Consider the following 518-nt stretch of genomic DNA (forward strand, 5'->3'; position numbering starts at 1 on the left):
GCATTTTTCCAGTCAAGAACATCCCAAGGCTCGTTGTCGTCGCGTTCGGAGCGCGACTCGAATTCCTTCACATCGCCGTAAGTTATCTGTTCGCGAGGCACGACAATCACAGCATCCATCTGGGCAAGCGTTTGTATGATGGTCTGCAATGGTTCCGACTCGAAAGGCAACTGTTCTGTCTGATAGTGCATAAGCGTCTTGCGTTTTTTCTTGTCTGGCTGTTCTTTGTCTTCCTTTGCCTTGTCGTATATCGAACTTATAGGAGTGCCAAAGAACAGAGAGCGTATACTGTCAAAACGCTTGTCCTTTTCAAACTCCTTGGAGTGTTTGTCGTTCACGCTTACTACATACATCGGACCATTGTAAGGCATTAACGAGAAGTTCACCCCCAAGCCGGCTATCGTATAACTTGTGTTGGTATTGGTGGCATATTTGAACCCTTCGTGCAGAGGAATAGAAACCGTGTCTAACGCTTTTCTTATCTTCGACTCGTCCATAGGCAAGAGTAATCCGATCTG

Annotated in this window: 1 protein-coding gene; it reads right to left on the reverse strand. The window is 46.5% G+C overall.

The annotated features are described in order from the left end of the window. The coding region (locus QVO99_RS06505) for a hypothetical protein (RefSeq protein ID WP_288177016.1) at positions 1-518 on the reverse strand (518 nt) is incomplete at both ends.

The sequence above is a fragment of the Prevotella sp. CAG:592 genome, from assembly GCF_000436015.1.
GTDB lineage: Bacteria > Bacteroidota > Bacteroidia > Bacteroidales > Bacteroidaceae > Prevotella > Prevotella pectinovora.